The sequence below is a fragment of the Pedobacter arcticus A12 genome (assembly GCF_000302595.1).
Taxonomy (GTDB): Bacteria; Bacteroidota; Bacteroidia; order Sphingobacteriales; family Sphingobacteriaceae; genus Pseudopedobacter; species Pseudopedobacter arcticus.
The window spans coordinates 897,393-915,216 of sequence record NZ_JH947125.1; the positions used below are offsets into that span (position 1 = coordinate 897,393).

Sequence of the window (17,824 nt, forward strand, 5' to 3'; positions counted from 1 at the left end):
CTCATCATTACAAAACATGGATATCCAAGAATTAATACAGAAATACGCAGGCGCAGTACCCCGCTACACCAGTTATCCAACAGTACCCTATTGGGATTCAGAAACTTTTTCTAAGGATAAGTGGCTTAGTGCTGTAAAAGAGAGTTTCAATGCCAGCAATACCGTTAGCGGAATCAGTTTATATATCCATTTACCCTATTGCGAGAGCCTTTGTACTTACTGCGGTTGCAACACCCGAATTACCAAAAACCACGGTGTAGAGAAACCTTATATTAAAGCCGTGGCACAGGAATGGGAGCTTTATAAAGCTATTTTGGTAGATCAACCGATTATTAAAGAGCTACATTTAGGAGGTGGTACCCCAACGTTTTTTAGTCCAGAGCATTTAAAAAACTTACTCGAAGAGATTTTAACAGGTTGTATTTTGCATACTGATGCTGAGTTTTCTTTTGAAGCACACCCAGCAAATACTACCGAATCACATTTAAATGTGTTGTACAATTTAGGGTTTAAACGTTTGAGTCTGGGGATTCAGGATTTTGATGTAAAAGTGCAGGAGATTATTAACCGTTACCAAACGGTTGAGCAGGTTTTTGAGGTTCACTCAAATGCTACAAGAATCGGTTATAACTCTATCAATTACGATTTGATTTATGGCTTGCCTTTGCAAACACTAAATGGTTTAGAAAAAACAATTTCAACAGTTATAGATTTAAAACCCGATCGTATTGCGTATTACGGCTATGCCCATGTGCCCTGGGTAAAACCTGGTCAACGAAAGTTTACCGAAGCAGATTTGCCAAATACTGAAGAGCGACAAGCTTTGTATGAGTTAGGACGTAAGATGTTGATTGAAGCTGGTTACAAAGAAATTGGGATGGATCATTTTGCGCTAGAAAGCGATACTTTACACAAAGCACAACAAGAAGGGAAACTGCACCGTAATTTTATGGGCTACACGCACCATTATACGCAATTGATGATTGGTTTGGGTGTATCTTCCATCAGCGATACATGGAATGCCTTTGCACAAAACGTAAAAAAGGTTGAAGATTATTTAAAGTTGATTGCCCAAAATGAAATACCGGTTTTTAAAGGTCATGTTTTAACAGAAGAAGATCTTTTAATGCGCAAGCATATTTTGAACCTCATGTGCCGTAATCAAACAGCTTGGGGTGCTTTAGATTTGTTGAATGATAATTTTAAAGAAAGCTTGTTGCGTTTACCTGATTTGGAGGCAGATGGATTAATTGTACAATCTGAAAATTCCATTGAGGTAACCAAAATAGGGGAGCGGTTTTTACGGAATATTTGTGCTGTTTTTGATGCCCGCTTACACGCTAAGGATTTAGAACAGAATGTATTTAGTAAAGGAGATTAAGATGCGTGGTCTAAAGTAATGGGTTCTTTTTGCTTGTTATTTGAGATTCGGATGGTAATAACGTTCACTTAGAACTTAGCATTAAAATAATATCCTAATATAGAAAAAGGACCAATAATGTTGCTGCAATTGCGCCCAAAAGTGGGCCCACGATGGGAACCCAAGCGTAAGACCATTCTGATTCGCTATTTTTATTGCCATATATAAAAGAGAATATGATCCGTGGACCTAAATCTCTGGCGGGGTTTATAGCATAGCCAGTTGTACCACCTAAAGAAAGTCCAATAGCCCAAACTAAAAAAGTAACTGGAATTGCTCCTATAGAGCCCAGACCCATAGGCGTTTTTGGGTTAGCTATTTCTGCATCTGTAAAATGAAAAATGACAAAAAGTAAAACAAAAGCTCCAAAAAACTCACAAAATAGGTTTCTTAATTTGTTAGGTATAGCGGGTGAAGTAAAAAAACATGCAGCTTTTAAGCTTGAATTTTCTGTTGCTTTAAAGTGATCTTTATAAAACAACCATACGATTAAAGAGCCCGTCATAGCACCACCAAATTGCATTGCAACATACATTGGCAACTGTGCCCAAGGAAATTTACCTGCAATAGCTAATCCTAAACTCACTGCCGGATTTAAATGTGCACCACTGTGAGGACCAGCGATTACAACGCCCACAAAAACAGCTAGAGCCCATCCAGTTGTGATTACCATCCATCCACTGTTTTGTCCTTTACTTTTATCAAGTAATACGTTAGCAACCACGCCATTACCTAAAATAATCATAAACATAGTGCCCAAAAATTCAGCTACGTAAAGGTTCATCGTTATATTTATTTAGTAGGTTTAAATTAATGTATTTAAAGCTTAGACCAGTAATTTACTGCATCTATTGCTTTTTGCCATTTAGTAATGTTAAGTTTCATATCCTGATGGTTTTTTGAATAATAGCAAACTTCTATTTCCCACTGAGATCTAATTTCGTCTATATTTGACCAAAAACCTACAGCTAATCCTGCTAAATATGCGGCACCTATGGCAGTAGTTTCTGTGTTTTTTGGTTTAATTATTTTGGTGTCTAAAATATCTGCCTGAAACTGCATTAACAAGCTGTTTATAGAAGCTCCTCCATCTACTCTCAACTCTTTTATTTCGGTTCCCGAGTCTGCTTCCATTGCTTTTAGTATATCCATAGTTTGGTATGCAATACTTTCCAAGGCCGCTCTAGCCAGTTCAGCATCGGTAGTTCCTCTGGTTAAACCAAAAATTGTCCCTTTTGCATGGGGATTCCAATGGGGTGCGCCTAATCCGGTAAATGCGGGTACTAAATATACGCCTCCATTATCAACAGATTTTTCTGCTAGCTCGGTAACTTCTGTTGAGGAGTTGATAATCCCTAATCCATCTCTTAGCCATTGTACAATAGCTCCAGCCATAAAAACACTTCCTTCTAGCGCATAAGTGGTTTCGCCATTAATTTGCCATGCAACAGTTGTAATTAAGTTGTTTCTAGAAACAACAGCTTCTTTACCAATATTCATTAACATGAAACAGCCTGTTCCGTAAGTGTTTTTAGCCATTCCTGGTTGGGTGCACAGTTGCCCAAATAAGGCGGCCTGTTGATCCCCTGCAATTCCTGCAATTTCGATTTGTGTTTCAAACAAACCCTTAGCAGTAGCTCCGTAAACTTCGCTACATGATTTTACTTCGGGCAGTATCTGTTTTGGGATGTTGAAAATCTGTAACAGTTCATCATCCCATTTTAAATCGTGGATATTGAAAATCATGGTTCTGGAGGCATTGCTTACGTCGGTAACATGTGTTTCCCCATTTGTAAGCTTCCAGATTAACCAGCAATCTACAGTGCCAAATAGTAATTCGCCTGCATCAGCTCTCACTCTTGCTCCCGCTATATTATCAAGTATCCAACTTATTTTGGTTGCTGAAAAATATGCATCAATCAAAAGACCAGTTTTAGCTTGTACAAGTTCGGTTTTGCCTTCTTTTTTTAGCTGGTCACAAAAATCAGCAGTACGCCTATCTTGCCAAACAATAGCATTGCAAATGGGTATACCGGTTTTTTTATCCCAGATAATGGTTGTTTCTCTTTGATTAGTAATTCCGACTGCGGCGATATCTGTAGCACTAAGATTTTCTTGTTTTAAGGCTTCTTTTGCTACATGCAACTGGCTTTCCCAGATTTCTAAGGGATCATGTTCTACCCATCCTTTCTGGGGGTATATTTGATTGAACTCTTTTTGGCTGAGGCTTATCTGCTTGCCTTGTTTGTCAAAAATCATTGCTCTAGAGCTTGAAGTACCTTGATCAAGTGCTAAAATATACTTTTTACTCATATTGCCAGTTTACTTGTTATGAATTTTGTGTAGTTATTACTCTGATTATTTGTTGGTTTCTAGCAGATACCTAGAAGCTAATGTATTGAAGTTTTGGAGCTGTTTGTTTTTCATATCCTCGCTTAAACCCAGTTCGGTTTGTATTAAATTGGCAACCACAGGAGCCATATCTAAGGCCGCTTGAGCATCTAAAAATAACACCCTTAGTCTACGGGCAAGTATATCTTCTATCGTTCTGGCCATCTCATTTTTCACTGCCCATACTACTTCACCTGTAAGGTAAGGAAATTTTGGATGTAGCAGGATCTGGAACGCTGGGTTTTCGTTAAGCATTTCTTTTAAGCGAGTTGCGTCGCTACCGTAATAATCGAAATGATCTGCATTCTTTACGTGTGTACTTCCATGTATTGCCAGATTTTTGGTTACACATTTTCTAAACCCTAAATTAGTTTGTTTTAGCACTTGGTTAATGCTGTCTTCCGCCATTTTACGATAGGTTGTCCATTTCCCCCCTGTGATTGTAATTAGGCCGGTTTTGCTTAATATTATTTTATGGCTACGTGATATTTCTTTAGTTTTCCCAGTTTCTTTAGTAGGTGCAGCTAGCGGACGCAAACCTGCAAAAACACTAAGAACATCTTCTTTTTGTGGCTTGCGGTCTAGATATTCGCCTGCAGTTTGTAAAATGAAATCTACCTCTTCTTGCAACGCAATGGGTTCTAAGTTATGGCTATCAATGGGTGTGTCAGTAGTGCCCACTACTAGGTGATTATGCCACGGAACTGCAAAAAGCACTCTCCCGTCAGAAGTCTCTGGAATCATTAAAGCACTCTCCGAAGGCATAAATGACCTATCTAGTACAATGTGTACTCCTTGGCTAGGCTTAACTAAAGGTTTAGATCCTGGCTTATCCATATCCAAAATATTATCCACAAATACTCCAGTGGCATTTATTACTGCTTTAGCTTTTAAACTGTATTTTTTGCCAGTTTCGTTGTCTTGCGCTACCACACCAGAAAGTAAGCCATCTGTTTTTTCAAGGTCGCATACCGAAACATAGTTCAATACCGTTGCCCCCTGCTCAATAGCAGTTTGTGCTAAATTTAAAGCTAATCTGGCATCGTCAAATTGGCCGTCAAGGTATTCCACACCACCCTTTAGTCGGTCGCTATTAACGCCTTTTAAAGCTAGTTTCGCTTTGTTTTTGCTTAAAATTATCGATGGTCCAAAACTAAACTTGCCAGCTAACCAGTCATAAAGCTTTAAGCCAACAACGTATTTTATTTTTTCGAAAGAGCTATAACATGGAATTACAAATGCTTGTTTTTTTACTAAGTGAGGCGCATTCTGTAACATTAACCCACGTTCTCTCAACGCTTCGTAAACAAGTTGTACGTCACCCGCGGCCAAATACCTTACGCCACCGTGAACCAATTTTGTGCTTCTGCTTGAGGTTCCCTTAGCAAAATCAGACTGCTCCAGTAACAATGTTTTTAAACCGCGAGATGCAGCATCTACTGCACAGCCTAAACCGGTTGCACCTCCTCCAATAATTATAACATCCCATTCTGCGGTTGTTGAAATGGAAACTAGCTGAGCATTTCTATCTTTTGTATTCATCTTTATAGCTGATGTTTTGAATGGGAGTGTGAATTAATAATTTTTAGTAAATATAAGAAAGAAAAGAAATAAATAAAAATAAAAAGAAAGTATATATAAATAAAAAGATATAAGAGTGACTATTGCTTTGGTTTTTGTCTGATTACTTTTTTGTTGTAAATTGCAAAAAAGAAAATTACAGTTATTTAAGATAAATGATCAATATTGCCGAGCGCCACCAGCTGATTTTGAATAAATTGGTGAAAGAAGATTTTGTGTCTGTTTTGGGTTTGTGTAAAGAATTAGATGTTTCACCGGTAACAATTCGTAAAGACCTTAAACTTTTAGAAGAAAAAAATCTATTGTTTAAAACGCATGGTGGCGCAACTTTACAAAATCCTTACACCATAGATAGGCCTGTTAATGAGAAAGAAGCAATCCGGTCATCAGAAAAGTTAAGAATTGGTGAGACTGCAGCAAAGCTTGTTAATGATAACGATAGCTTGATTATAGGTTCTGGTACTACGGTTTTGGCGCTAGCCAGATCATTGCAGACTAAACTAAATTTAACGGTGATTACCGCTGCGTTAAATGTTGCTATTGAACTTAATAGACATCCCAATATTGAAATACTGCAACTTGGAGGAACAATGCGCAAAAGTTCTTCATCTGTTACCGGTAGTTACGCGGAGCAGATCTTGAGAGACTTTTACTGTAATAAATTGTTTTTAGGGGTTGATGGCATTGATCTAGAACACGGTTTAACCACTACTAACTCTACCGAAGCTCAGTTGAACAGAGAAATGATAAAAGTTTCTCAAAAAACAATTGTACTGGTTGATTCTAGTAAGTTTGGAAAAAGAGGTTTCGGTAAAATATGTGCTATTGATGAAATTGATCACATTATTACAGATAGTGGGATTTTACCGAGTACACTAGCTGCTTTAGAGGGAATGGGCGTTAAGGTTACGGTGGTTTAATTTTTCCTTAAAGCAGAAAAGGTTAAGAATATGCTTGCGCATCGTCTTAACCTCTTAATTTGATTGAAACTTCTTTACTAAATACCGGAGTTTATACCTTTATATCCATTACTTTATTTGTTTTACGGCTTTCTTCTGCCATAAATCCCATAATATGACTTTCTATAGAGTCATCAATGGTTGAAGTCAAAATATTTGGGTTCTGCTGAGAAACTGCCTGTACGAAATCTCGAGCTAATAGCCAATCTCCGCCACCATGGCCACTATTTTTATAGCCTTCTACATCTTCTGCTTTTGGTATAAATTTGAGTGTTTTTCCTGTTTTGAAATCGTTGATAACCAATTCGTTCATGTCTCCAACAATGTCGCCCATGCTTCCCATTATTCTTGTTCTTCTGCCATGGTAAGAGGTGAACGCTTCCATAGAAAAAGAGGCTGTAACACTATCGCCAAACTGTATGCTTGTTACATAATGATCGGGCTGGTCGTTATCCATGCGGTAAACACACCTGCCATAATTAGTTGTTTTTAAATTTGCCATGATTGCTTCTGCATGCATTGCTTTATCTGCAGGTAAATCCATAACACTTAACCGTTTCCTCTTATCGTAATATTCTTTAATTGCAGAGTAGGGGCACTCTCTTTCAACTTTGCAACCATCTGTACATCTTGCGGTACTTCCTTCTGGTGCATTTTCTTTTTTAAACCACTTTAAATCGCCCATAGCTACAATTTTCTTTGCCGGTTTATTTATCACCCATTTTATAATGTCTAAATCGTGGCATGATTTGGCTAAGATAATTGGTGTAGTTTTTTTTGAGTTGTGCCAATTTCCTCTCACGAAAGAATGCGCCATGTGTGTATGTTCAATTGGCTCAAAGTGCTGTACACTTATAATATCTCCAATTGCACCTTTTGCCACAAGCTCTTTCATTTTCACGAAATATGGAGCATACCTTAGTACATGGCAAACGGCAACAATTCTTCCTTTTTTCTTTGCCAATGCTAAAATTTCACGGCATTCTTTTTCTGTTGGTGCAATTGGTTTTTCAAGTAAAACATCATAACCCATTTCCAAAGCTTTCATACAAGGCGCATAGTGCATATTATCTGGGGTAGAAATAATTACAGCATCAGCAAACTTCGGTCTTTTAAAAACGTCTTCCCAGGTGTTAAATCTGTTTTTATCTTCAATTTTATGAATTCTTGCATATCGGTCATTTCTGTATTTTACAGGCTCTGCGACTCCTATGATGTCCATTTCTTCTGCAAATTTAGCCGCGAAATTTCCGTATACCATACCTCTGTTACCCGCACCAATAGTAATAACAGTTATCGCTTTTTTCTGTGGACGATGTAAAGAATTAGCAGGGTTGCTATATAAAAAAGAGTTTTTGCCAACTGACCCTAGCACTTCTGTACTGATGATAGAGGCTCCCAAGGAAAGACTTAGGGTTTTTAAGAGGTTTCTTCTGTTCATTTGTTTAGGTTATTTTTATAATTTTTAGTTGTGATTGGTTTTTAAACATTCAATATTATAGTACATTTCTATTGGTTTATAGCTTTGGTAGTTTAGCAATTATCACATTTTTAGTAAATTACCCTGTAGCCATTCGTTTAATTTCATCTTTCCAAGTAAACAGACTTAAAACTATGGTGAGTACACAGGCAGCAACAAGAACATAAAACCCGCCATCCCAGCCAAAGGCGTCTACAATGTAACCTATTGCAATATTTGCAAAAACGGCTCCGCCCAAATAACCGAATAAGCCTGTAAAGCCCGCAGCAGTGCCCGCCGCTTTTTTTGGAACCATATCCAAAGCCTGTACACCAATTAACATTACTGGACCATAAATTAAAAATCCAATTACAATAAGGGATGCAGTATCAATCATCGGGTTTCCGGGTGGATTTTTCCAGTACACCAGCACCGCAACTAAAACTAATGCCATAAATACAATAGTAGCCGGCACTCTACGTCCGTTAAAAACCTTATCGCTAATCCATCCGCACAAAAGCGTTCCGGGTATGCCTGCATATTCGTAAGCAAAGTATGCCCAGCCAGATTCGCTCATAGAGAAGCCCTTTTCTTCTTTTAAATAAGTAGGTGCCCAATCTAAAACCCCGTATCTAACTAGGTATACAAATACGTTGGCTAAAGCAATAAACCAAAGCGCTTTGTTAAAAAGCACATAGTCTACAAATATTTGTTTAGCGCTTAATTCCTGCTCTTTCTCAGGACTTACCAAACCATCTTTTTTATAGACTTCTATTGGGGGTAAGCCACATGACTGAGGAGTATCTCTAACTAAAAAATAGGTGGCTATTGCAATTATTAAAGCGATAATACCAGGGAAGTAAAAGCTACTTTGCCATGCGCCAAATATGGTTAAACCAACAATCGCTAAAGGACCAATAAGTCCGCCACCAACATTGTGAGCAACATTCCAGATAGACATTTTTACCCCACGCTCTTTTTTTGAAAACCAGTGAACCACAACTCTTCCGCAGGCAGGCCAGCCCATTCCTTGAAACCATCCGTTTAAAAACAGTAGAACAAACATGATGGTGATTGAGCTAGTTGCGAAGGGGAATACACCCATTGCAATCATACAAATAGCTGAAAGAATAAGGCCTAAGGGTAAGAATTTACGGGCATCACTCCGGTCAGAAACGTTGCCCATCAAAAACTTGCTTAATCCATAAGCAATAGAAACTCCTGATAATGCCAAGCCTAATTCTCCTTTAGAAAAGCCCTGCTCTATTAAGTACGGCATGGCTAACGAGAAATTTTTACGAACTAAATAATAGCCTGCATAACCAATAAAAATTCCTAAAAAAACCTTCCATCTTAATTGTTTGTAGGTGGGGTCTATCTGACTTTCGTCTACTAAGGGTTTGTGTAATGGTGGGTCTAAAAAGGAGAATTTCATGTACTGTAATTGATTTTTATTTGGTGAAAACTAGATTAAAATAGATTAGGATAGTCTGTTATAATGCCATCTACACCCATAGTTTTTAAACTTTCTATTTCGGATTTAGTGTTTACCGTCCATGGTAAAACTTTAATGCCAAGCTTTTTACAGGATGCAACCAATTCTGAAGTAACTAATTTATACGTAGGGCTATAAATATCAGGCTTGAAAGATAATTTTTTCAAGTTTTCCTCTAATTCGCCACTAGAAACTAAGTATGCAGTTTTTACATTTTTGTATTTTTTATGGATTATTTCTAAAGAACGAGTATCAAAAGATTGGATAATAACCCGGCTCTCTATATTTTTATTCTTGATTACACGCATTAATCTTTTAACAAATTCTTTAGGTTCTGGATGGAAAATATTGTCGCCACTTTCTTTCATTTTGGTTTCCATGTTGTAATGTGGCGCTGGATAGTTCTTGATTTTAGCGTAATGTTCTACAGTATCAATTAAATCTGCAAGTAGCGGGATTTGCGCTTTTATCTTTTTTTGTTGTGGGAATGCCTTATGAAATTTTGAACCAACATCGTATTTCTTGATGTCTTTATAATCCATTTTATAAATGTTTGCATCTTTTCCTTTCGGAAGTTCCTTTCCTTCCGGATCTAAAACAAACAGGCTGTTCATCCATTGGTCATGAGAAACCAACACTTTTTTGTCCTTGCTAAAGGTAATGTCCATTTCTAACGTGTTACCATAATCCAATGCTAGTTTCATAGCCGGAATGGTGTTTTCGGGCATTAAACCTCGGCCACCCCTATGTGCCTGTTTGTCAAAAATTTCCTGTGCACACATGGTTTGATAACTTAATACGGTTAGAATCAACACGCTTAATTTTTTCATTTGCTTATAATTGGTATTCACAATAGTACATAAATGGAAATAAAAATGCAAGTTATAAAACACAAATAGTTATAATTCGAAATAAAAAGTAATATTTATATGCTAAAATTTGATAATATGGGATAATCAGAATTTTAAAAGCTATGGAAATAGTGTTGGTTAGTAAGGGTTGTAGTAAATTTTATTAGAGATCCGTTCAAAGTAAAAATAGTTAGTGCTAATTGATACTCATATTAGGATAATGAGTACAAAATCTATAGTTTGTTGTGAACTTATTTTGCTAAACCCAAAGGGTAGGAGGGTTTGGGTTTTATTTTATTTTATTGAGAACCAAAGAAAGAGGTAACAACTGCTATTGAATTTTATTAAAAACTAATGGCAAATTACTCCATTAGTGCCCGTGATTTTAGGGCTTAAATAAGGGATATCTAAGTTTAAACCTCTTAATATAAACCAGAGCCCTAAACACAAAGTTACGTAAGGTAAAATCTGGTTTATTTTTTGTCTAAAAGTAGGTTTGCTAAAATTGACACCAAGCATTGCCAATAGCATTAGCGGTGTAGTGCCTAAGCCAAAAACAAGCATGAACAATGCAGATTGGTACGCGTTACTGGTATTGATTGCCGTTGCTAATCCTAAATAGACAAAGCCACAAGGTAAAAAACCGTTTAGTAAACCTAAATATAAATGTCCAGCTTTGTTTTTAATTGCTTTGCCAATCAGTTTGTTAACTGATTGTGTAAAACGGTTTGGAACATAATTTTGTGATTTTCGGTACTTGATGATTTGCGGTGCAACTGCCACAATTATTAAAATGCCACTTAAAATACTAATGCCTTGTTGTAATCCAGCCAGCCAAAGTTGCTTACCTAAAAGCCCAATCAACAATCCTAAAAAAGAGTAGGAGATTGCTCTTCCGATATTATAAGATAGCTTTTTAAATAATGTAATCCATTTTGATTCTGATTGCTGTGGAATAGCGAAAGCTAGTGGTCCGCACATTCCTACGCAATGCAAACTGCCAAATAACCCAATAACAAATGCCAGTTGCAAGTGGTTCATCGCAAAAATAAATTGGTTTGGTAAAGATATTTTTTATCACCAGCTGTCCACCTAATTTCAATTCGCCACTCGCCTTTTTCAAAATCATCTTTTGTAAACTGTAAATCTTTTTGATTGAAAGAGAACAGCTGATCTTTCTTGCTATCGGATGGGCGCTTAAAGTTCACCGAACCACTATCAGCGACAGCGAAATTAATGGTTACATAGTTTTGAGTTTGCTTAACAATGGGTTGAACTTTGTCTGCAATAACTTGTTGCATTTGGTTGTAATCAATGTCGTAAGCTAAACCTCTTTCGTAATAGTCCTTATCAAAATTGTCTTCGGCCGTTCTAAACATCAACACAACCAGCACCGTAATGAAAATCATAAACGATGCTAAACCTATAACTAATCCTTTTCCCCAATTCATTTTTATTTAATTTACAGGTCCTAAAAAATTTGTTTCAATATGATCAATTACTGCTCCATCCTGTAACACTTGCAATGCTACCGATGTTTTTGTTTTTTTAATTTCTGACTGTGGCACTAACAAAAAGAAAGTGACTTTTGCAGTTGCTTCTGGCGCCAAACTGTCAATTGGTTGTACCCACTGTATTTTATGTGTCTTACTTTCTGGAGCAAAATCAATTTTAACAGGTTTAGCAGATTTATTTACCACTTCTGCAGTGTACAAATTACTCACAAAATTATTTGGCTGTTCTTGGTACATAGTTCCGGCCGCTCGTAAAACGCTTACATCTATGTCTTTTTTAGAGAGAATGAAGTAAGTGGAAACGCCAATCATAATTAAAATGATGATTCCGTAAGCTTTCATACGTAAGGTAAGCTTTGGTGCTCTTTCGTCATTTTTGATCATCTCTTCAGAATAGTAGCCAATCAAATTTCTTGGACGGTTAACTTTATCCATAACTTGGTTACATGCATCTATACATGCAGTACAGTTTACACACTCTAATTGTGTCCCCTCTCTAATATCAATACCAGTAGGGCAAACCGCAACGCATAAGTTACAGTCTACGCAATCTCCTAAAGGTTGAGGGTTAACCTCATTCTTTTTAATACGCCCTCTGGGTTCGCCACGTAAATAGTGGTAAGCAACAACTAAGGAATTTTTATCCAGTAAAACGCCTTGCAATCTGCCATAAGGGCAAGCTACAATACAAACTAATTCCCTAACATGAGCAAACACATAATAAAAAGCGGCAGTAAAAAGCCAAATGCTAATAAAACCTACCAAATGTAAAGTAATGGGTTCGGTCATTATCTTCCAAAGCTCTTCTGTTCCTATAACATAGGCTAAAAAAGTGTTGGCTATAAAAAAAGATATCAGTACATAAATAATGTGCTTACTTGTTTTTTTGATGATTTTATCCTGAGTCCAAGGGCTGTTATCTAGTTTTTTCCGGGCTGCGGGTTCACCTTCAATCCAAACTTCAATCCGCCTGAAGACCATTTCCAAAAAAATGGTCTGCGGACAAACCCAGCCACAAAATATTCGTCCGAATGCGCTGGTAAATAAAACGATCCCAACCAAACCGGTTAACATCATCAATACAATAATGAAGAAATCTTGAGGCCAAAAAACCTGCCCGAATAAAATAAACTTACGCTCAATAATGTTGAATAAAAGAAATTGATGTCCGTTAATTTTAATGTAAGGCGCTGCAAACAAAAAACCTAATAATACATAAGCAACAACGCTCCGGTATTTGTACCAAAAGTCAATCCTAATTAAAGGATAAAGCCACTTTCGCTTTCCGTTTTGATCTACAGTTTGATGGTAATATTTTATTTCTTCTTCAGCCATTTTTTATAGTATAGCGTAGTGCGATTGGAGTATTGAGTGTTGGTATTGAGATTTGAGTATTGAGAACTTTTAGAAAGTATCAAGATATAAGTATCAAGATCTCGCTTAATTGAAAATTATAATCTGTTAATTATACTCAACTACATCTTCATCAATTATTCTCATTATTCTTTCAAAAGTTCTACTGTTTCTCAATCCTAATACTCCAAACAAACCACAAAATAAGCAAGTCCTTCTCCTTTGGAGAAGGATTTAGGATGAGGCTCTTATTCCTTGTCTCCTTGCGGTGCTTTTGGATTTGCGGGATTTGTACCTTTTAAAGATTCAATATAATTAGACACGTCTGAAATCTGCTTTGGACTAAGTTGTTTTTCCCAAGCAATCATTCCCTTTTCTGGTACACCGTATTTAATGGTTTTAAACACGCTGGCAATTTTTCCGCCATGCAACCAATAATCATCTGTTAAGTTTGGACCAACAACACCTTCGCCATTTTGACCGTGACAAGCTACACAGTTCTGCGTGTAAACAGCTTTACCCGCATCTAAAACTGGAGCAGACTTATCAATTTTAACGCTGTTTTCGTCAATAGCGTTTCCTGATTTTACTAAATAAGCTTCTTTTGCAACGTCGGCCTGTTTCATTTCTATCACATACTCCTCATCTTGTAATTTTCCGAGTTTAAATACGTGGTAGTTTAACATATAAACCACAGCAAACACAACAGAACCATAAAACAACCAATTAAACCATGCTGGTATTGGGTTGTCAAGCTCTTGAATCTCATCATAATCATGCATGATTAAAAGCTCTTTCTCTTGCGACATAGGCTTTAACGATAATAATTTTTGCCACATCGTTTGTTTGTGAACTTCTGGAGTTTCATGCTCGTGAGTTGATGCTTTTTCTCCTAAAACGGTACTGCTTTTAACGGCTTGTGGCGCTGAAGGTAATACAAATGCAGTAAGTACCTTAAAAGTATGTAGCAGAACAAAACATACAACAACAATTAATAACAAGGTTAATATGATTGCACCTAAGGCAATCCCATTCATTATCTCGGTATTAGTAGCTGCATAGGTGCCAGCTGTACTTAAAAGAAATACGGCGATGGCTAAAAATATGGTGTTTCTTAAACGCATAATAATATAGGTTAATTATATGTTTCTGTTTTATCTTCCAAAGGGATATTACTCATGTAGTTCAAATGATTTTTCTTCATCTTCATAAGTGCTATGGTAGCACCTATAAAGAAAAGAAAGAAGATTGAAAGTGAGATGAGCATGAAAACTTCGTCGCCCTGTAATGTGTTTACGAATTGTTTGAACATCTTTTATCCGTTTTAATTTTTGTTTTTGATATCAGTACCTAAGCGCTGTAAATAAGCGATAATGGCAATAATTTCTTTGTCTTTACTAACCTTAATTTTATCAAATGATAAGTTCTCCGCAATAGCTGCTGCTTGCTTATCTAAATCCTCATTTGCAATGGCATCATAACCTTTTGGATAAGGAACACCCAAGGTTTGCATTGCTCTAATTTTTGCACCAGTTGTACTGATATCTAAATCCTGATCTAATAACCAATCGTAATTAGGCATAATACTTCCTGGAGACATTGTTCTTGGATCCATCATGTGGTTGTAATGCCAAGCGTTGCTGTACTTCCCGCCTTGGCGATGCAAATCCGGACCAGTACGTTTTGATCCCCAAAGGAATGGATGATCATAAACAAATTCGCCAGCTTTACTGTATTCGCCATAACGCTCTGTTTCTGAACGGAACGGACGCACAGTTTGTGTATGGCAGTTTACACAGCCTTCGCGGATGTATAAATCTCTACCGTGTAACTCAAGAGGTGTATATGGTTTTACACTTGTTATAGTTGGTATGTTTGATTTGATAAAGAAAGTAGGCAGCATCTCTACAGCACCACCAATTACAATAACAATTAAGCTCAACACCAACATAACCATTGGCTTACGCTCAATTCTTCGGTGCCAAAATTCTTTTTTACTATCTGCTGGTAAAGCTGGTAATGGTAATGCCTCAGCATATTCATTACTAACCAACTTGCCCGATTTGGCAGTTTTAACCAAGTTATAAGCCATTACAATTACGCCGGCTAAGTACATTGCGCCACCAATAGAACGCATAATGTACATTGGTAAAATACGGGTAACAGTTTCTAAAAAGTTAGCGTATTTTAATAAACCTTCTGGGGTAAATTCTTTCCACATTAAGCCTTGGGCAAACCCAGCCCAATAAAGTGGAATAGCATAAAAAAGAATTCCTAAAGTGCCAATCCAAAAGTGGAAAGATGCCAGTTTATTAGAGTAAAGCTTGGTTTTGTAGATTCGAGGAACCAACCAATACATTACGCCGAAAGTTAAGAAACCGTTCCAGCCTAATGCACCAACGTGAACGTGTGCTACTATCCAGTCGGTAAAGTGAGCAATAGCATTAACGCCTTTTAATGAAAGCATTGGGCCTTCAAACGTAGCCATACCATAAGCGGTTAATGCAACCACCATAAATTTTAGGGTAACGTCATCCCGTACTTTATCCCAAGCACCACGTAGGGTTAACAAACCATTGATCATACCGCCCCAACTTGGTGCAATAAGCATAATAGAGAATGCCACACCTAAAGATTGAGCCCAGCCAGGTAAAGAAGTGTATAATAAATGGTGAGGACCAGCCCAGATGTAAATAAAAATTAAAGCCCAGAAGTGGAGAATACTTAATCTGTAAGAGTAGATTGGACGATTGGCCATTTTAGGTAAGAAGTAATACATCATTCCCAAATAAGGCGTAGTTAAGAAAAACGCAACTGCATTGTGCCCGTACCACCATTGTACCAGTGCATCTTGCACCCCAGCGTAAATATAATAGCTTTTAAAAGCAGAAATTGGTAACTGAAGAGAGTTAACAACGTGTAAAACGGCTATTGTAATAAATGTAGCGATGTAAAACCAAATGGCCACATATAAGTGGCGTTCTCTTCTTTTAATAATAGTACCAAACATATTGACACCAAAAACTAACCATATCACTGTGATAGCAATATCAATTGGCCACTCTAGTTCTGCATATTCGTGAGAAGAAGTAAGTCCGAGCGGTAGAGTAATTACGGCTGCAACAATAATTAATTGCCAGCCCCAAAAATGTACTTTACTTAATGCATCACTAAACATTCGGGCTTTTACCAAGCGTTGTAAAGAGTAGTAAACACCCATGAAAATGGCGTTTCCAACAAAGGCGAAAATCACCGCGTTGGTGTGTAATGGCCTAATTCTACCAAATGTGGTGTATTGGTTGCCAAGGTTCATGGATGGGCTAAAAAGTTGGGTAGCTATCAGTAAGCCAACTGTCATCCCTATAATCCCCCAAACCAACGTCGCGATCGCAAAATCTCTAACGATTTTGTTATCATAATAAAATTTGTCTGCTTGCATCATACTTATTAACGAATAGATTTTTTTTGATGGACCAAAAATAGTCCGATTTACGTGACAATATAATGACCAAGATAGCAATGTTGAGTGATTAAAATCACTTTTCGTTTAAATAACCGTCTTCAGTGGTATTTAATGCAGGTTGTGGCTGATGTGTTTCTGATAGTAATTATCGATAAACTAATGAATGTTCGATGGATTGCTACATGTCAAGGTTCTGGATGATAGCAGTCATATTTTTAGCGCACATCTGTATTTAGATTTGTTTTAAATAACCAGACTCATTGTTAATGCTCGTTATTTCATGTATCACTCATCATAAAAAAAGCATACAAAAATGGAAACTTTAGATGTTACACAGATAGAACCTCGTTTTAAACATCCAACAATATTTGAGAAATTTGATAACCTGGCAGACGGTGGTGCGTTTATTATTAATAATGATCACGATCCAAAACCTTTGTACTATCAACTGCTTGCGGAACGTGGGCAAATTTTTACATGGGAGTATTTAGAGAACGGACCAGAAGTATGGAAAGTTAAAATTGACAAAAGACCACCGAATGCTGATGAAACTATTGGAGAGATGGTGACAAAAGACTTTAGGAAAGCACAGGTGTTTAAAAACTTTGGAATTGATTTTTGTTGTGGTGGAAAGAAAACTTTGAAAGAGGTTTGTGACAGAAAAGGTATTGATGCAACGCTAGTTGAAACCGAGCTTAGTGCTTTTAAAGAAGAAGAAAATACCTATTTCGATTTTGATACTTGGGAGTTGGATTTTTTAGTAGACTATATTATAAATACCCACCACAAATACGTTAAAGAAAGTTTGCCATTTATGGTAGAACTTTCAAATAAAGTGGCAACAGTACATGGCGGTAGCCACCCCGAGTTAGTAGAGATTTCCAAAATCTTTAGCTTGCTGGCTAAAGATTTTAAACTGCATTTGTTAAAAGAAGAAAATATTTTGTTTCCGTACATTAAAGAATTGGTGCAAGCAAAAAAAACGTCGCAAAGCCTTTCTTTAGCTCCATTTGGCAAGGTTGATACCCCAACACAAATGATGGAAACTGAGCATGAAAAGGCAGGAGAGGATATGCAGGTGATAAGGGAGCTTAGTAATAATTTTGAACTACCTTCTGGAGGGGCGTGTAGCTCGTACCAGATTTTGTTTAAAAAGTTTGTTGAGTTCGAGAACGATTTGTTTAACCATGTACACCTGGAAAATAATATTTTATTCCCTAAGGCTATAGCACTAGAGAAGGAAATTGTGTTTGATTAGTTTGTTGGTTTTAACCGCGTGGTATTTATTATCTCGCGGTTAATAGCCATTAAAAGCTATTGCATTTTAATCATAGAAAA

Annotated in this window: 15 protein-coding genes; 3 read left to right on the plus strand and 12 right to left on the minus strand. The window is 37.0% G+C overall.

Annotated features, from left to right (window positions below; all coding sequences use genetic code 11):
- Positions 1 to 16: 16 nt before the first annotated feature.
- Positions 17 to 1,381, plus strand: coding sequence for an oxygen-independent coproporphyrinogen III oxidase (gene hemN, locus B176_RS0105150; protein WP_017257716.1), 1,365 nt, complete (start codon positions 17 to 19; stop codon positions 1,379 to 1,381).
- A 94-nt stretch (positions 1,382 to 1,475) separates the two neighbouring features.
- Here hemN and B176_RS0105155 read toward each other — a convergent pair whose 3' ends face one another.
- The 3 genes from B176_RS0105155 to B176_RS0105165 are packed head-to-tail and all read right to left on the minus strand — an operon-like array spanning position 1,476 to position 5,353.
- Positions 1,476 to 2,204 carry an MIP/aquaporin family protein gene (locus B176_RS0105155; protein WP_017257717.1) on the minus strand — a complete coding sequence of 243 codons (729 nt, stop codon included), beginning with the start codon at positions 2,202 to 2,204 and terminating at the stop codon, positions 1,476 to 1,478.
- Between the two features lie 35 nt (positions 2,205 to 2,239).
- The gene (gene glpK / locus B176_RS0105160; protein ID WP_017257718.1) at positions 2,240 to 3,733 is read right to left on the minus strand and encodes a glycerol kinase GlpK; all 1,494 of its coding nucleotides are present in this window, start codon (positions 3,731 to 3,733) and stop codon (positions 2,240 to 2,242) included.
- Between the two features lie 45 nt (positions 3,734 to 3,778).
- On the minus strand, positions 3,779 to 5,353 hold the full coding sequence (locus B176_RS0105165) for a glycerol-3-phosphate dehydrogenase/oxidase (RefSeq protein WP_017257719.1): 1,575 nt from the start codon (positions 5,351 to 5,353) through the stop codon (positions 3,779 to 3,781).
- Between the two features lie 194 nt (positions 5,354 to 5,547).
- On the opposite strand from B176_RS0105165, the gene B176_RS0105170 reads away from it, so the two are divergent.
- The gene (locus B176_RS0105170) at positions 5,548 to 6,312 is read left to right on the plus strand and encodes a DeoR/GlpR family DNA-binding transcription regulator (protein WP_017257720.1); all 765 of its coding nucleotides are present in this window, start codon (positions 5,548 to 5,550) and stop codon (positions 6,310 to 6,312) included.
- Positions 6,313 to 6,403: 91 nt separating this feature from the next.
- Here B176_RS0105170 and B176_RS0105175 read toward each other — a convergent pair whose 3' ends face one another.
- The 9 genes from B176_RS0105175 to ccoN all read right to left on the minus strand — a co-directional run bounded on the left by B176_RS0105175 (position 6,404) and on the right by ccoN (position 16,462).
- On the minus strand, positions 6,404 to 7,792 hold the full coding sequence (locus B176_RS0105175; RefSeq protein ID WP_017257721.1) for a Gfo/Idh/MocA family protein: 1,389 nt from the start codon (positions 7,790 to 7,792) through the stop codon (positions 6,404 to 6,406).
- 118 nt (positions 7,793 to 7,910) lie between these two features.
- Positions 7,911 to 9,245, minus strand: a complete 1,335-nt coding sequence (gene glpT / locus B176_RS0105180; RefSeq protein ID WP_017257722.1) for a glycerol-3-phosphate transporter — start codon at positions 9,243 to 9,245, stop codon at positions 7,911 to 7,913.
- A 35-nt stretch (positions 9,246 to 9,280) separates the two neighbouring features.
- On the minus strand, positions 9,281 to 10,135 hold the full coding sequence (locus B176_RS0105185) for a glycerophosphodiester phosphodiesterase family protein (protein ID WP_017257723.1): 855 nt from the start codon (positions 10,133 to 10,135) through the stop codon (positions 9,281 to 9,283).
- A 372-nt stretch (positions 10,136 to 10,507) separates the two neighbouring features.
- Positions 10,508 to 11,197 (minus strand): sulfite exporter TauE/SafE family protein, encoded by a 690-nt coding sequence (locus tag B176_RS0105190; protein WP_017257724.1) that lies wholly within the window; start codon positions 11,195 to 11,197, stop codon positions 10,508 to 10,510.
- Positions 11,194 to 11,607 carry a FixH family protein gene (locus B176_RS0105195; protein WP_017257725.1) on the minus strand — a complete coding sequence of 138 codons (414 nt, stop codon included), beginning with the start codon at positions 11,605 to 11,607 and terminating at the stop codon, positions 11,194 to 11,196. Before B176_RS0105195 ends, B176_RS0105190 begins: the two co-directional genes overlap by 4 nt.
- A gap of 6 nt (positions 11,608 to 11,613) precedes the next feature.
- Positions 11,614 to 13,005 (minus strand): cytochrome c oxidase accessory protein CcoG, encoded by a 1,392-nt coding sequence (gene ccoG, locus B176_RS0105200; protein WP_017257726.1) that lies wholly within the window; start codon positions 13,003 to 13,005, stop codon positions 11,614 to 11,616.
- A gap of 266 nt (positions 13,006 to 13,271) precedes the next feature.
- The gene (locus tag B176_RS0105205; protein ID WP_017257727.1) at positions 13,272 to 14,147 is read right to left on the minus strand and encodes a cbb3-type cytochrome c oxidase N-terminal domain-containing protein; all 876 of its coding nucleotides are present in this window, start codon (positions 14,145 to 14,147) and stop codon (positions 13,272 to 13,274) included.
- An 11-nt stretch (positions 14,148 to 14,158) separates the two neighbouring features.
- The gene (locus B176_RS21160; protein ID WP_169314445.1) at positions 14,159 to 14,335 is read right to left on the minus strand and encodes a hypothetical protein; all 177 of its coding nucleotides are present in this window, start codon (positions 14,333 to 14,335) and stop codon (positions 14,159 to 14,161) included.
- Between the two features lie 12 nt (positions 14,336 to 14,347).
- Positions 14,348 to 16,462 (minus strand): cytochrome-c oxidase, cbb3-type subunit I, encoded by a 2,115-nt coding sequence (gene ccoN / locus B176_RS0105210; RefSeq protein WP_026063164.1) that lies wholly within the window; start codon positions 16,460 to 16,462, stop codon positions 14,348 to 14,350.
- A 337-nt stretch (positions 16,463 to 16,799) separates the two neighbouring features.
- On the opposite strand from ccoN, the gene ric reads away from it, so the two are divergent.
- A complete protein-coding gene (ric, locus tag B176_RS0105220; protein WP_017257730.1) occupies positions 16,800 to 17,744 on the plus strand; it encodes an iron-sulfur cluster repair di-iron protein in 945 nt (314 codons plus the stop codon).
- The last annotated feature ends 80 nt before the right edge of the window (positions 17,745 to 17,824 follow it).